The sequence below is a fragment of the Lysobacter sp. OAE881 genome (assembly GCF_040546665.1).
Lineage (GTDB): Bacteria > Pseudomonadota > Gammaproteobacteria > Xanthomonadales > Xanthomonadaceae > Lysobacter_J > Lysobacter_J soli.
This window is the reverse complement of record NZ_JBEPOG010000001.1, coordinates 3004016-3016996: the sequence shown is the minus strand read 5'-3', so window position 1 is coordinate 3016996 and position 12981 is coordinate 3004016. Positions and strand designations below refer to the sequence as shown.

Below are 12981 nucleotides of genomic sequence, written 5' to 3'. Positions count from 1 at the left end.
GTAGGCCTTACGTTATCGCGGTGAAATCCCGACCGTCGCGTCTGCGCTCGACGTCGATTCGCGTCGGTAGATGCTGATTTTCTTCAGACGGACTTCAAGCGTGGGAAAGGCGATGTCCACCTGTGTCCAGGCGCCGCAAGCCATGACGGGTGCTTCCGGAAATGCATCTGCGTCGATCTCGTAGGAGACGACGAGGCGATCTCCCAGTTGCCACACCATCACGCCCTGCGGGCTTATGTGCTCGGCGCCATTGTGGCTAACGAGACCGCGAAGGCGCAGTTCCCCCTGGTTCGACCAGGCGGTCGTCCAGCCTTGCGAATGCGGTTCACCTTCGTCACAGCTTTGCGTGGTCACGTGCAGGCGGTGCGTGAGCGGCACCGGCTCGATCCACTCGGGTTCTTCCGGTGGCGGCGGAAGAACCTCAGGCAATTTGGCGAGCGCGCTGACCGGAAGGCTCAGGACGAGAGCCAGGACGGCGACGCGAACCGAATTGCGGACGCGCTTAACGTGCACGTCAGGCTGCAATCGCTGGGGCTTGCGCTGCGGTTCGCAGCGCCGGGTTATCCCAACCCGGACGCGGCTTGAAACGGTCGCCGTAACGCTGTTCGAGGATTGCCAGGCGGGCCAGCAGGTTGTCCACGCCAGCTTCGCGAACGTACTGGATCGGGCCGCCGCGGAACGGCGCGAAGCCGGTGCCGAAGATCACGCCGGCATCGAGCAGTTCCGCATCGTCCACGACGCCTTCGTGCAGGCAGGCGACCGCTTCGTTGATCAGCGGCATGATCAGGCGGTCCTCCAGGTCGGAAGGAATCTGGTAATCCTTCGGCAGCGCGGGCTTCACCGGCTTGCCGTTCTCCCACTTGTACAGGCCCTGGTTGTCCTTCTTGCCGCGCTTGCCCGCTTCGGGTGGCGTGGACAGCGACGGCGGGATGGGCAGGCCAAGGAACGGCGCGAGCTCCGCGCCGACGCCGGCGGCGACGTCGAGGCCGACGGTATCGATCAGCTCGATCGGCCCCATCGGCATGCCGAACTTCACCGCGGCCTTGTCGATCGCCGCGCCCGGCACGCCGTCGGCATACGCCGTGGCCGCTTCGAGCATGTACGGGAACAGCACGCGGTTGACGAGGAAGCCCGGCGTGCCCGCGACCGGGACCGGCAGCTTGTCGATGGCCTTGCAGAACGCGGCCAGGCGCTGCTCGGTCTGCGGCGCGACGCGGTCGTGGTGGATGATTTCCACCAGCGGCATCAGCGCGACCGGGTTGAAGTAATGCAGGCCGGCGAAATGCACCGGGCGCGCGATGTGTTCGCGCAGTTCGGTCAGCGGAATCGACGAGGTGTTGGTCGTCAGCAGCGCGTCGAACTTCATGCGCGGCTCCAGCGACGCGTACAACTCGCGCTTGGCTTCGGCGTTCTCGATGATCGCCTCGATCACCAGGTCCGCCTCGGCCACACCATCGCCGGACAGGTCGCCCTTCAGGCGCTGGGACACCGTGATGCGCTTGGCTTCGTCCTTAACCTTCTTCTCGAACAGCGTCTGCGAGCGGACGAGCGCGGCATCGATGAAGCGCTGCTCGCGGTCCTGCAGCGTGACGTTGAACCCCTTGCATGCCGACCAGGCGGCAATGTCGCCGCCCATCACGCCGGCACCGACGACGTGCACGTGGCGGATGCCGTGGTCTTTTCCGCCCAGGCTTTTGAGCCGTTCCTGCAGGAAGAACACGCGGATGAGGTTGCGCGCGGTTGGCGTCGAAGCGAGCTTCACCACCGCCTTGCGCTCGGCCGACAGCTGCTGCTGGACGCCGCCACCAGCATTCGCCCAGCTGTTGATCAGCGCGTACGGCGCGGGGTAATGCTCCTTGCGCGCCTTGCGTGCGACCTGCTTGGTCAGCATCGGAGCGAGCAGCTTGCGCGCGGGCAGGGTATTGGTCGCCCAGCCGAGGAAGCGCTGCTTGAACGGTCGCGGTGCCGCGCCCTTCAGCGCGAACGACGCGGCGACATCGATCAGCGACGCCGGATCGGTGACCTTGTCGACCAGCCCGTTCGCGCGCGCGGCAGAGGCCGAAAGCGTGCGGCCGGTCAGCATCATGTCGAACGCGGCCGGCGCGCCGATCAGGCGCGGCAGGCGCACGCTGCCGCCCCAGCCCGGGAAGATGCCGAGCTTCACTTCCGGCAGGCCGATGCGGGTGGACGAATCGTTGCTGGCGACGCGGTAACGGCAGGCCAGCGCGATCTCGGTGCCGCCGCCCATGCAGAAGCCATGGATGGCCGCGACGGTCGGGCAGGGCAGCTCGGCCAGGCGCTGGAAGGTCTGCTGGCCGCGCCGGATGGCGTCGCCCACGGTGCCCTTCTCGTCGAAGGCCTGGAATTCCTTGATGTCGGCGCCGGCGATGAAGCCGGACGACTTGGCCGAACGCAGCACCACGCCCTTCGGCGGGTCGAGCGCGAGGCGTTCGATCAGGGTGTCCAGCTCGATCAGCACGTCCTGCGAGAACGTGTTGACCGGCGTGCCGGCCTTGTCGAAGGACAGGAGCAGCACGCCGTCGGGGCGAAGCTCGGTCTGCCAGTGCTGGAAGCGGAGACCATCGAGGCCAGCCATCATCTGCGCACCATCCGTTCAGGTATGGAGAGGCCGCTATCATCCCGACGATGCTTCGCCGGCGTCAATCGCCGCTTCGGGCGGCGTGTGGCCAACATGCCATGACGGCTGGCGCTTGCGGGCTTCCGGCCAGTCCCCATTAATGAACGTGATTCAGTCTTCGCCCCGTTGAAGTTCATCGTCGACCTTTGAACTTTTCCTCCACGGGGCTGTCCATTCGTTCGGCCATGGCCGAGCTGACAGGAGCGCCGGCGCGGCATGGCCGAAATGACGTTGCCAAAAGATGTCGAGTTGGACCAGGAGCTGGTCGCGCGCGTGCAGCGAGGCGACAGTGCGGCTTTCGATGCGCTGGTGCGCAAGTACCAGCATCGGATCACCGCGCTGATCGGCCGTTACATCGCCGACTGGAGCGAATGCCAGGACGTGGCCCAGGAAACCTTCATCCGCGCCTACCGGGCGCTGCCGAACTTCCGGGGCGACGCGCAGTTCTATACATGGTTGCACCGTATCGCCGTGAATACCGCCAAGAACCATCTGGTCGCACAGAACCGCCGCCCGCCGACGGACGACGTCGATGCCGGCGAGGCGGAGCTGTTCGACACCGGCACGCGACTGCGCGACACCGACACGCCGGAACATGAACTGCTGCGGCAGGAAATCGAACGCACGGTAATGCGTGTGGTCGAAGGATTACCGGAAGAATTGCGGGCCGCGATCACCCTGCGCGAGGTGGACGGCCTGAGTTACGAGGACATCGCGCAGAAGATGGGGTGCCCCATCGGTACGGTCCGCTCGCGCATCTTCCGCGCGCGCGAGGCGATCGATACCGAACTGCGGCCCCTGCTGGACCACGACACTGCCAAAGCTGCCAAGCGATGACTTCCAACCACCGACCCATCGACGATAGACCGGCCCACTCGAGCGATGAGCGCGAAACACTCTGCGCATTGTTCGACGGCGAGCTTGCTGCCGACGAAGCGCGCTTCGCGCTGAAGCGGCTGGGCCACGATGCGGAATGGCGCGACACCGTCGGCCGCTGGCAACTCTATGGCGACGCGTTGCGCGGGCAGGCGCAGGGCGTGGCCCCTAACGGGTTCGCCGATCGCGTGGCGCTCGCATTGCGCGAAGAGCAGTCGCAGCCCGTCGCGCTGCCGGCCAGGTCCTTCGGTGGACGTCGCGGCTGGATGGGCGGCGCGCTGGCGGCGTCGGTCGCGGTGGCCGCCCTGTTCGTGACGCGTCCGTTCTCCGACGATCCGACGTCCTCGGGCAGCAGCGTGTCGCCGAATGTCGCCAGCGTCCCTGCGGCGTCGTTGCCGCGCGTGGCTGCCGCGGCGGCATCGCGCGCACCGACTGTTGCGGCGCCGCGCGCGCCTGCAGCGCCGGCAGATCCCCAAGCTCCCGACAGCACGCTGGGCGCGACCGCCGCGGCAGTGGCCGTCGCCGAAGTACCGCGTCGCGCGAGCGAACGTCGTGCCTCGCGCAACCAGAGCCAGCGTTCTTCGGCTCGCATCGGGCGGCAGGTCGAACAGCCCGCCGTCGCGGGCGCAGCCGTTCCGCAGACCGCCATCGCCGATACCGCGCTTCCCGCGCCGCAGCACGTCAAGCCGTTCCAGCCGGAACACGTCGAAGCGGCGTCGCGGCCGTGGCCGCGCGCGGTGTTGCCGCAGTACTCGGGCAATGGCGCGCTGACGGCTAGTTTCGGCACCAGCAGCGCGGCCTCGCCCTCGTTCTATCCGTTCGAACCGCAGACCGCGACGCCCGCCGTCGAAGACGCGCCAGCCCAGCGCGGGCCGCAGGACTGACCCCCTCGGGCCGTTCCCACGATCGGCCTCATCGATTCCCCTTCCTCGCGCCGCGAAAACGGCGCACCGCCCACACTCATCCCAACGATTCCCGAGGCCCGATGCCGATGAACCGCACGCCCCGCACCCCGCTGCGCAGCATCTTCCTGGTCGCTGCCATCGCCGCAGCGCTTCCGGTCGCTTGCGCGCAGCAGCCCGCCAATCCGATCGCACAGCCGCCGGCCGCCACGCCCGCGCCGCCGCTCGTGTCGGGCCTGCCGGACTTCACCAACCTCGTGCAGCGCGTCGGTCCGGCCGTGGTCAACATCCGCGCCGAAGTCACGCCGCGCCGCACCGCCCGCGGCCAGCAGCAGATGCCGGACGAAGAGCAGATCCCGGAAATTTTCCGCCGCTTCTTCGGCGACGAGATGCCGTTCCCCGGTGGTCCGGGCGGCCCCGGCCCGCGCGGTCCGCGTGGCGGCGGCACGTCGCTGGGCAGCGGTTTCCTGATGTCGGCCGACGGTTACGTGATGACCAATCACCACGTCGTCGAAGGCGCCGACACCGTTACCGTCACGCTGTCGGATCGCCGCGAATTCACGGCGAAGGTCATCGGCAGCGACGAGCAGTCCGACGTAGCGCTGCTGAAGATCGACGCGAAGGGCCTGCCGTTCCTGCGCATGGCGCCGGCCAACGGCACCAAGGCCGGGCAGTGGGTGATCGCGATCGGCTCGCCGTTCGGCCTGGACCACTCGGTCACCGCGGGCATCGTCAGCGCGGTCGGCCGCGCCAACCCGTACGCGAACCAGCGCTACGTGCCCTTCATCCAGACCGACGTGGCCATCAACCAGGGCAATTCGGGCGGCCCGCTGCTCAACACCAGCGGCGAAGTGGTCGGCATCAATTCGCAGATCTTCAGCAACTCCGGCGGCTACATGGGCGTGAGCTTCGCGATCCCGATCGATGTCGCGATGAGCGCCGCCGAACAGCTGCGCGCGACCGGCAAGGTCAGCCGCGGCCAGCTGGGCGTGCAGGTGCAGGCGATCAGCAGCGCCGATGCGAAGGGCTGGGGGCTCCCAGATACCAGTGGCGCCCAAGTGGTCGAAGTGCTGCCGGGCAGCCCCGCGGAGAAGGCCGGCATTGAGCGGGGCGACGTCATTCGCGCAGTCGATGGTCGTTCGATCAATGATTCTGCAGACTTGCCGCCCATCATCGGAAACATGGCCCCGGGCACCAAAGCAAAAGTCACGGTGATCCGCGGCGGTCGCACGCTCGACAAGACCGTCACCGTTAACGAGCTGGACGAACTGGCGGGCACGCCGGGTGCGAGGCCGCGTCCGGCGGCCGACGCCGGCTCCTCGAAGCCGTCCGCCGGGAACGCGCTCGGACTGGTTGGACAGGATCTGTCGGCCGGCGAACGCCAGCGCCTGGGCCTGCGCTCAGGCGAAGGTGTGTTGATACGCGACCCCGGCGATTCGGCCGCCGAAGCGGGCCTGCGTCCGGGCGACGTCGTGCTGCAGGTCGGCCGCAACGCGGTCGGCACTTCCGCGGCGCTCGACCGGGAACTGGGTTCGGTGAAATCCGGCGACACCGTGATGCTGCTCGTCCGCCGTCAAGGGTCGACTCAGTTCATAGCCGTATCAGCAGGCTGAGGGCCAACATCGGCTCAAAAACGAAACGACCGGCTCGCTGAGCCGGTCGTTTCGTTCATTCTGGGACGGTCAAGCGCAGGTGCAACTCGAGGAGCAGTACATTTTGTCCTTGATTACAACGCAGCAGGTCGTTTCGCAACCGCTCCCTGCATAGGTAGCCGAGGCGGCTATAATCTTCCTGTTTACCGGTGCTTGATCGGTCACTGAGTCCTTCCGGACCGGTGAGCAGTGCTCTTGGGCAGCTTCTTGCGTCTGTACGGGTAAGGCAGTCATGCCGGCGACCTCCAAGGGCGTGGGCACGCTTGCCGACGCAATGGTTGTGGCGAGCATGAATAGAGCGAATGTCAGAAATCGCATTAACTTGCTCCTTGTTGATGTGGTTAGGTAGCCGGCAGTGCCGGCAGGCCCATCTTTAGCGCCGGCCAGCGTCTTTGTGCATGCATATGCATGCGAAGATTTCTTAACTCATAGGAACGGCCAGCCTCGCGCGCCCCCGCATGCAGCAGATCAGAAACTTCTCCATCATCGCCCACGTCGACCACGGCAAGTCGACGCTGGCCGACCGCATCATCCAGCTCTGCGGCGGTCTCGAAGCCCGCGAGATGGAAGCGCAGGTCCTCGACTCCAACCCGATCGAGCGCGAACGCGGCATCACCATCAAGGCCCAGTCCGTATCGCTGCCGTACAAGGCGCGCGACGGGCAGACCTACTTCCTCAACTTCATCGACACGCCCGGCCACGTCGACTTCAGCTACGAAGTCAGCCGCTCGCTGGCCGCGTGCGAAGGTGCGCTGCTGGTGGTCGACGCCGCGCAGGGCGTTGAAGCGCAGTCGGTCGCCAACTGCTACACCGCGGTGGAGCAGGGACTGGAAGTGGTGCCGGTCCTCAACAAGATCGACCTGCCCACCGCCGACATCGAGCGCGCCAAGGCGGAGATCGAGGCCGTCATCGGCATCGATGCCGAGGACGCGGTCGCCATCAGTGCGAAGACCGGCCTGAATGTCGTGGACGTGCTGGAGGCGATCGTGCATCGCATCCCGCCGCCGAAGCCACGCGACACCGACAAGCTGCAGGCGCTGATCATCGACTCGTGGTTCGACAACTACCTGGGCGTGGTGTCGCTGGTGCGCGTGATGCAGGGCGAGATCAAGCCCGGCGACAAGCTGCTGGTGATGTCGACCGGCCGCACGCACCAGGTCGACAAGGTCGGCGTGTTCACGCCCAAGCGCAAGGACCTGCCCAAGCTCGGTGCGGGTGAGGTGGGCTGGATCCACGCCTCGATCAAGGACGTGCATGGCGCGCCGGTGGGCGACACGCTCACGCTGGCGGGCGATCCTGCTGCCAAGCCGCTGCCGGGCTTCCAGGAAATGCAGCCGCGCGTGTTCGCCGGTCTGTTCCCGGTGGACGCCGAGGATTACCCGGACCTGCGCGAAGCGCTGGACAAGCTGCGCCTGAACGACGCGGCGCTCCGTTTCGAACCGGAAAGCTCCGAGGCCATGGGCTTCGGTTTCCGCTGTGGCTTCCTCGGCATGCTGCACATGGAAATCGTGCAGGAGCGCCTGGAACGCGAGTACAACCTCAACCTGATCACCACCGCGCCGACGGTGATCTACGAGGTGCTGCGCACCGACGGCGAGATCATGCCCATGGACAACCCGGCCAAGCTGCCGCAGTTGAACCTGGTCCAGGAGATCCGCGAGCCGATCATCCGCGCCAACATCCTCACGCCCGAGGCGTACATCGGCAACATCATCAAGCTGTGCGAGGAAAAGCGCGGCGTGCAGATTAGCATCCAGTACCTGGCCAGCCAGGTGCAGATCAGCTATGAGCTGCCGATGGCTGAGGTGGTGCTGGACTTCTTCGACAAGCTCAAGTCGGTCAGCCGCGGCTACGCCTCGCTGGACTACCACTTCCTCCGCTTCGACGCGGGCCCGTTCGTGCGCGTGGACACGCTCATCAACGGCGACAAGGTCGACGCGCTCTCGATCATCTGCCATCGCAGCCATGCCGACCGTCGAGGTCGCGAGCTGTGCGAGAAGATGAAGGAGCTGATTCCGCGCCAGATGTTCGACGTGGCGATCCAGGCGGCGATCGGCTCGCAGGTCATCGCGCGCACCACGGTCAAGGCGCTTCGCAAGAACGTGCTGGCCAAGTGCTATGGCGGCGACATCAGCCGCAAGAAGAAGCTCCTCGAGAAGCAGAAGGAGGGCAAGAAGCGCATGAAGCAGGTCGGCCGCGTCGAGATTCCGCAGGAGGCGTTCCTCGCCGTCCTGCAGGTCGACAAGTAAGCAGGCCGGCGGCGCGCGGTTTTCCTACGCCCGAAGGCGGAGTTCCCGCCGGCTGTGGCAAGGATTCGCCCATGACGGACGGCACGCACGCCGCTATCCTCGCCGTAGCAGGTTGCCGGGGAGCGACCTGCGCAGCCGGCCGGTCGTTCCGCCCCGTTGCGATGTCCCCGATGGTTTTCCCGCTCGTCCCGTTTCCCGCTCTGCAAAGGAGCATGCATGCGCTGGTTTGAAATCGCCCTGGTCGTCCTGACGCTGTTCACCGGCCTGGTCTGGCTGCTCGACAAGCTGGTGCTGGCCAAGCGTCGCGAAGCGCGGCAGGGCCTGCTGGACGACGGCAAGGAACCCATCGTCGTCGACTATTCCAAGGCGTTCTTCCCGGTGCTCGCGGTGGTGCTCATCCTGCGCAGCTTCGTGGCCGAGCCCTTCCGCATCCCGTCCAACTCGATGATGCCGACGCTGCTGACGGGCGACTTCATCCTCGTCAACAAGTTCACCTACGGCCTGCGCCTGCCGATCAACAACCACAAGGTGATCGGCATCGGCGAGCCGCAGCGCGGCGATGTGGTGGTCTTCCGGCCGCCGCACCATCCGGACCAAGACTGGATCAAGCGCGTGGTGGGCCTGCCGGGCGATCGCGTCGGCTACCACGACAACCAGGTCAGCGTGAACGGGAAGGCCCTGGCGTACGCGCCGATCGGCGTCTACCAGGGCAAGGGCAACGGCACCGAGATGACCGGCGCCGAGGAACTGCAGGAAGACCTCCTGGGCCGCCAGCACCACGTGCTCGAGCGCACCAACCTGCCGTTCATCGACCAGGGTGAAGGCGACTGGATCGTCCCGCCGGGACACTATTTCGTGATGGGCGACAACCGCGACAACAGCGAAGACAGCCGATACTGGGGCTTCCTGCCGGAAGAAAACCTGCGCGGTAAGGCGTTCCTGATCTGGATGAACTTTGACGGCGGCGTGGACACTTCGCGCATCGGCAGCAGGATCCGGTAACAATCACCCGTCGGCGAGGGGAAAGCGCCGGCGGGGCGCACGCAATGCAAACATGGGGGATCGATAAATGAAGCGTACTCAGAGCGGCATGACCCTGATCGGGTTCATCCTCGTGCTGGCGGTGGTCGGCGTGTTCATCTACATGGGCATGAAGGTCATTCCGATGTATTCGGAATACTTCGCCGTGAAGCAGGCGCTGAAGCAGATGTCGCAGGAAGCAGGCCTCAGCCAGAAGGATCCGGCACGTATCAAGGATGCATTCTTCCGGCGGCTCTATATCAGCTATGCCGACAACGTGAAGCCCGCCAACGTCAAGCTCGAGCGCAGGGGCGCCGGCTACATGATGACGGTGGACTACGAGGTGCGTCGCCCGCTGATCGCCAACTTCGACATCGTCGGCCACTTCAACGCCGACCAGCTACTCTCGCGCTCTGGCGGAGATGACTGATCTCATCGGCCATCGTTTCTCGCGTCCGGATCTGCTGCAGCAGGCCCTGACGCACCGCAGTGCGGGCGCACCGCACAACGAGCGGCTGGAGTTCCTGGGCGACGCGCTGGTCAACCTGATCGTCGCCGAGGCGCTGTACGAGCACTGGCCACGCGCGGACGAAGGCGCGCTCACCCGGGCGCGCGCCGAGCTGGTGCGTGAATCGGCGCTTGCGCCGATTGCCCGTACCCTGGATCTCGGTCCCCGGCTCACCCTGGGGCCCGGCGAGATGAAATCCGGCGGCCATCGCCGCGACTCCATCCTGGCGGATGCCCTCGAGGCACTGATCGCGGCGATCTATCTCGACTCCGACTTTCCGACCTGCCGCGCCGCGGTGATGCCGTGGTTCGAATCGGCCATTGCCGCGCTGCCTCCGCCGAACAAGGTCGGCAAGGACGCCAAGACACGGCTGCAGGAGTGGCTCCAGGCCCGCCAGAAGCCGCTGCCGGTTTACACGCTGCTCGGCGAGACGGGCGAAGAACATGCCAAGAGCTTCCAGGTCAGCTGTGCGCTGAGTCACCCACCGGTGACGGCCGAGGGCGTCGGAACCTCTCGACGGGCGGCCGAACAGGCGGCGGCCGAGGCCGTCCTGGAGCTGCTGCAGGAACGCTGACAGCGTCATCCTCCGTACGGGCCCGGTAAGGCGCCTTACAATTCCCGGATGAATACCCCCGCCCATCGAGCCGGCCACGTGGCCGTCATCGGCCGTCCGAACGTCGGCAAATCCACGCTGGTCAACGCCCTGGTCGGCGCGAAGGTCAGCATCACCTCCGATCGCCCGCAGACCACGCGGCACCAGTTGCTAGGGATCGCGACTTTCCCCGAAGGCCAGCTGCTGCTGGTCGACACGCCTGGTATCCATCGCGAGCAGAAGCGTGCGATGAACCGATGGATGAATCGCGCCGCCCGTGGTGCGCTCGAGGGCGTCGACGCCGCAATCCTCGTAGTGCGCGCCGGCCAGTGGGACGACGAGGACTCGCTGGCCTACGACGCGCTGAAGAAGGGCGGCGTGCCGGTGGTGCTGGTCGCCAACCAGGTCGACCGCATCAAGGACAAGACCACACTGCTGCCGTTCCTCGCGAAGGTGAGCGACGGGCGCGACTTCGCCGCCGTGCACCCGATTTCCGCGCTCCGCCGCAAGGGGCTGGAACCACTTGTGAAGGACGTGCTGGCGCTGATGCCCGAGCAGCCCGCGCTGTACGGGGAAGACGAGATCACCGACAAGAGCCAGCGCTTCCTCGCCGGCGAAATGGTGCGCGAACAGCTGATGCGCCAGCTTGGCGAAGAGCTTCCGTACGCGACGACGGTGGAGATCGAGAAGTTCGAGGTCGACGGCAACCTGCTGCGCATCGGCGCGGTGATCTGGGTCGAGCGCGATGGTCAGAAGGCGATCGTCATCGGCAAGGGCGGCGAGCGCCTGCGCGAGATCGGCGCGAAGGCCCGCCAGCAGATGGAACGCCTGTTCGGCAGCAAGGTGTTCCTGGAAACCTGGGTGCGCGTACGCGAAGGCTGGTCGGACGACGAAGCGGCACTGCGGGCGTTCGGCTACCACGACTGATCCGCGACGGACGCCGTGGCCCTGGTGCGAACCCGAAACCGAACCAGCCGATGTGGTCTTCTACCTTGATCCGCCGCCCCGGCCCTCATGCGACTTAGCGCCGAATCCGCCTTCGTCCTGCATGCGCGCCCGTGGCGCGAGACCAGCCTGCTGGTGGAAGTGCTGAGCGAACATCACGGCCGGCTCGGCCTGGTCGCGCGCGGCGTGCAGGGGCCGAAGAAGCAGCTCCTGCGCGCGGCCTTGCAGCCGCTGCAGTGGATCCGCCTCGACGCCGTGCAGGTCGGCGAACTCGCCCGCCTCAACACCGCCGAGGCGCTCGACGTCGCGCCGCGCCTGTCGGGCGAGGCGATGCTATCGGGCTTCTACCTCAACGAACTCACCCTCCGCCTGGCGCCTCGACAGGATCCGTCGTCCGAGCTCTACGACGCCTACGGCCGTGCCCGCGCGCGGCTGGGCGCCGGTGAGCCGCTGGCGTGGACGTTGCGCCGCTATGAGCGCGACCTGATCGATGCGCTCGGTTTCGGCTTCGACCTGTCGCACGACGGCGAAGGCGCGCCGATCGATCCCGCCGCGCGATACCGGCTGGAGCCCGAATACGGGCCGCGCCGCGTGTTGAGCGATCGCGGCCATGGCGATCGAAGCCGCGCCGCGACCGGCCGCGGACTGCTGGCGCTGGCGGCCGACCTCGTGCCTGAAACCGACGATCTGCCCGGCCTTCGCCGTGCGATGCGCGACGTGCTCGCGCACCATCTGGGGCCACGCGGCCTGAAATCGTGGGACATGCTCGCCGAGTTGAACCGCGTGTCGCGACCGCGGGATCAGAACGCAGCCGACTGAGCTTCCACGATCGGCGCCGGATGCGGCACCACGCCGGCGTGCGCCAGGGTCTCGTGCGCGATGTGCTCCAGCGCATCGAGTCGTGCCGGCGATGCAGGATCCTGCTGCAACGCCTGCACGGCCGCCGCCAGTCGCTGCGCACCGACGAAGCCGCAGCTCGCACGCAGTCGATGCAGGTCGCCGCGCACCGAATCCAGGTCGCCGCGCTCGGCCGCGGTGGAAATCGCATACACCGACTTCGTCAGTTCCTGCACGAACAGTTCGCGCAGCGTTTCCACGTGCGTGCGGTTACCGTTGAGCGCGAGTGAGGCCGCGTCGTCGTCCCACAGCGGAACGTCCTCGACGATGGCCAGTTCGGCCGTGGGCGCCTCGTCGGCGGCTGACCCCAGCACGCGGCGCAATGCCGACTGCAGCGTGGCGGCGGGCATCGGCTTCACCAGCGCTTCCGCGAAGCCTGCCGCGACCAGCGCATCGAGCACGTCGGATTCGTGCGCGGCCGTGTGGGCGATGGCCGGTGTGCGCGTGTCGCGTTCGCGCAGTCTCGCCAGCAGTTCCGCGCCGCTGCCGTCGGGCAACCGGGCGTCGATCATCCAGGCCGCGTAGGTCTGCGATGCCGCCAGCACCAGCGCCGCGCCCATCGTGTCGACCGCGTCGACCTCGGCCGGCGTGGCGCGCAACGCGGCAGTTAGGAAGGCCTGGCTGGTCGGATCGTCCTCGACGAGCAGGATGCGGGGAAGTGTGTCGCGCATCATCGGCATTTCGCGTCCTGTCGGTATGCTG

General features: G+C 66.8%; 12 protein-coding genes. 9 read left to right on the top strand and 3 right to left on the bottom strand.

Features of this window, described 5'->3' with window-relative positions; genetic code table 11:
* Positions 1 to 12 precede the first annotated feature (12 nt).
* On the bottom strand, positions 13 to 513 hold the full coding sequence (locus ABIE51_RS13900; RefSeq protein ID WP_192631173.1) for a hypothetical protein: 501 nt from the start codon (positions 511 to 513) through the stop codon (positions 13 to 15).
* Position 514: 1 nt separating this feature from the next.
* Positions 515 to 2599 carry a 3-hydroxyacyl-CoA dehydrogenase NAD-binding domain-containing protein gene (locus tag ABIE51_RS13895; RefSeq protein WP_192631172.1) on the bottom strand — a complete coding sequence of 695 codons (2085 nt, stop codon included), beginning with the start codon at positions 2597 to 2599 and terminating at the stop codon, positions 515 to 517.
* Between the two features lie 255 nt (positions 2600 to 2854).
* Between ABIE51_RS13895 and rpoE the strand changes: the two genes are divergently transcribed.
* The 9 genes from rpoE (at position 2855) to recO (ending at position 12201) form a co-directional block, all read left to right on the top strand.
* On the top strand, positions 2855 to 3475 hold the full coding sequence (gene rpoE / locus ABIE51_RS13890) for an RNA polymerase sigma factor RpoE (protein WP_115842971.1): 621 nt from the start codon (positions 2855 to 2857) through the stop codon (positions 3473 to 3475).
* Positions 3472 to 4398: a sigma-E factor negative regulatory protein gene (locus ABIE51_RS13885; RefSeq protein WP_192631171.1), complete on the top strand. Its 927-nt coding sequence runs from the start codon at positions 3472 to 3474 to the stop codon at positions 4396 to 4398. Before rpoE ends, ABIE51_RS13885 begins: the two co-directional genes overlap by 4 nt.
* A gap of 107 nt (positions 4399 to 4505) precedes the next feature.
* Positions 4506 to 6029, top strand: coding sequence for a DegQ family serine endoprotease (locus ABIE51_RS13880; protein ID WP_192631170.1), 1524 nt, complete (start codon positions 4506 to 4508; stop codon positions 6027 to 6029).
* A 497-nt stretch (positions 6030 to 6526) separates the two neighbouring features.
* Entirely contained in the window at positions 6527 to 8317 is a 1791-nt protein-coding gene (lepA, locus tag ABIE51_RS13875; protein ID WP_157030663.1) for a translation elongation factor 4, read from the top strand.
* Between the two features lie 216 nt (positions 8318 to 8533).
* Positions 8534 to 9319 (top strand): signal peptidase I, encoded by a 786-nt coding sequence (lepB, locus tag ABIE51_RS13870; protein ID WP_192631169.1) that lies wholly within the window; start codon positions 8534 to 8536, stop codon positions 9317 to 9319.
* A 67-nt stretch (positions 9320 to 9386) separates the two neighbouring features.
* Positions 9387 to 9767 carry a DUF4845 domain-containing protein gene (locus tag ABIE51_RS13865; protein ID WP_192631168.1) on the top strand — a complete coding sequence of 127 codons (381 nt, stop codon included), beginning with the start codon at positions 9387 to 9389 and terminating at the stop codon, positions 9765 to 9767.
* A complete protein-coding gene (gene rnc, locus ABIE51_RS13860; RefSeq protein WP_192631167.1) occupies positions 9760 to 10419 on the top strand; it encodes a ribonuclease III in 660 nt (219 codons plus the stop codon). Before ABIE51_RS13865 ends, rnc begins: the two co-directional genes overlap by 8 nt.
* 48 nt (positions 10420 to 10467) lie before the next feature.
* On the top strand, positions 10468 to 11364 hold the full coding sequence (gene era / locus ABIE51_RS13855) for a GTPase Era (RefSeq protein WP_115842977.1): 897 nt from the start codon (positions 10468 to 10470) through the stop codon (positions 11362 to 11364).
* A gap of 87 nt (positions 11365 to 11451) precedes the next feature.
* On the top strand, positions 11452 to 12201 hold the full coding sequence (gene recO / locus ABIE51_RS13850) for a DNA repair protein RecO (RefSeq protein ID WP_192631166.1): 750 nt from the start codon (positions 11452 to 11454) through the stop codon (positions 12199 to 12201).
* On the opposite strand, the gene ABIE51_RS13845 is transcribed toward recO, so the two are convergent.
* Positions 12183 to 12959, bottom strand: a complete 777-nt coding sequence (locus tag ABIE51_RS13845) for a response regulator (protein WP_192631165.1) — start codon at positions 12957 to 12959, stop codon at positions 12183 to 12185. The genes recO and ABIE51_RS13845 overlap by 19 nt on opposite strands.
* Positions 12960 to 12981 lie beyond the last annotated feature (22 nt).